2 protein-coding genes are annotated in these 1,642 nt (G+C 77.2%); both read left to right on the top strand.

The genetic code is table 11. The features are described from left to right. The first annotated feature begins 147 nt into the window (after positions 1 to 147). Positions 148 to 1,410: an acyl-CoA dehydrogenase family protein gene (locus tag EAO76_RS44075; RefSeq protein ID WP_148841807.1), complete on the top strand. Its 1,263-nt coding sequence runs from the start codon at positions 148 to 150 to the stop codon at positions 1,408 to 1,410. Further along, positions 1,407 to 1,642 (top strand): nitroreductase/quinone reductase family protein (locus tag EAO76_RS44070; RefSeq protein WP_148841806.1); only part of this gene is annotated, 236 nt, incomplete at its 3' end. The genes EAO76_RS44075 and EAO76_RS44070, both read left to right, overlap by 4 nt.

Here is a 1,642-nt window from a genome sequence, read left to right as displayed (position 1 = left end):
GGAGCGGGGAGCGGGGAGCGGGGAGCGGAGGCGTCGGTGCGCGGCTCTGGGCATCTCGCGGGTTCACCCCTAATATGACGGACCGTCAGATCGGGGGCGGAAGGCCCCCGCGGGGAAAACGGAAGCCCCGGGGGAAGGAGCCCGCCGATGGACGCCGCCTTCAGCGCGGAACAGGACGAGATCCGACGCACCCTGCGCACACTGCTGACCAGGCACGGCACGCCCGACGACGTCGGGGACGCCGCGCTCACCGCCGACGGGTACGACACCGCCCTGTGGCGACGGCTCGCCCGCGACCTCGGGCTGCCCGGACTCGCCCTGCCGGAGAAGTACGGGGGCGTCGGCTGCGGCCTCGCCGAGCTGGCCGTCGCCTGCGAGGAGACCGGCCGGGCCCTGCTGCCCTCCCCGCTGATCGCCACCGCCGCCCTCGCCGCACCCCTGATCGCCGCGCTCGGCACCGCCGCCCAGCGCGCCGAGCTGCTGCCGCGCATCGCGGCCGGTGAACTGACCGCGGCCCTGGCCGTCCCCGGCGCCGCGCTCACCGCCGCGCTCGGCCTCACCGCCGACCCCACCGGCGGCACCTGGGCGGGCGGCGGTCGGGCGGGCGGTGTGCAGGCGGCCTCGGCCGCCACCGGCACGACGACCCGGCGGCTGTACGGGGAGGTGGACCAGGTCCTCGACGGGCACAGCGCGGACCTCCTCCTGGTCGCGGCCCACACCGGCGGCTTCCCGCGCAGTCGTACGCTCCTGTTCCTGGTCCGCCCCGAAGCCGCGACCGGTCTCGTCCGCACCCGGCACACCACGCTGGACGGGACCCGCCCCTCGGCCCGCGTCGAACTCCGCGACACCGGGGCCGAACTCCTCGGCGCGGACGACACGCGGGACGTCATCGGCGCACTGGCCGGGGTGGGCGGACCGGCCGCCGCACTGCTCGCCGCGGAGGCGGTGGGATCGGCGGCGAGCGCGCTGGAACGTACCGTCGAACACGTGAAGGCGCGCGAACAGTTCGGCCGGCCGATCGGCTCGTTCCAGGCCGTGAAGCACCGCCTGGCGGACCTGTACGTACAGGTCCGGGCGGCCCGTTCCGCCGCGTACTACGCGGCCTGGGACCCGACGGCCGGCGGGCTCGCCCTCGCCCAGGCCCTGGAGGCGCTGCGGCTGACCGCCGCCGAGGCCGTCCAGCTGCACGGCGGGATCGGCTTCACCTGGGAACACGAGGCGCATCTGTACTTCAAGCGGGCCGCGGCGGCCGAACTGTTCCTCGGCCCGGGGCACGCGCTCCGCGACCACGCGGCGCGGCAGGCCGGGCTGTTCGCCCCGCCGGACGCCGGTCCGCCGGGCGCCGACGCCCCGGCCGCCGGTGCGTCGGACGCCGGTCCGGGAGCGGCCGAACGGGTGGTGGTCCGATGACCCCCGGCGTCCGGCTGGTCCGCAAGGTCTCCGCCACCCGCGCGTTCGCGCGGATCGCCCCGCACGTCGTTCCCGCCATGGACCGTACGGTGCACCGGCTCACCCGCGGCAGGGTGCTGCTCAGCGCGCGGATGCTGCCGGGGCTGGTCCTGACGGTGCCGGGGGCGCGGAGCGGGCAGCCCCGGGTCACCCCGCTGGCCTGCATGCCGGAGTACGGGGACGACGGCGGGGG

It is taken from the genome of Streptomyces sp. sk2.1, assembly GCF_008120935.1.
GTDB lineage: Bacteria > Actinomycetota > Actinomycetes > Streptomycetales > Streptomycetaceae > Streptomyces.
The sequence above is the reverse complement of the archived record's forward strand: the minus strand, read 5'-3'. Positions and strand labels throughout refer to the sequence as shown.

Bases quoted from the DNA above. Each gene is read 5' to 3' on its own strand.
- EAO76_RS44075 (WP_148841807.1), top strand. From the start codon at position 148: ATGGACGCCGCCTTCAGCGCGGAACAGGACGAGATCCGACGCACCCTG.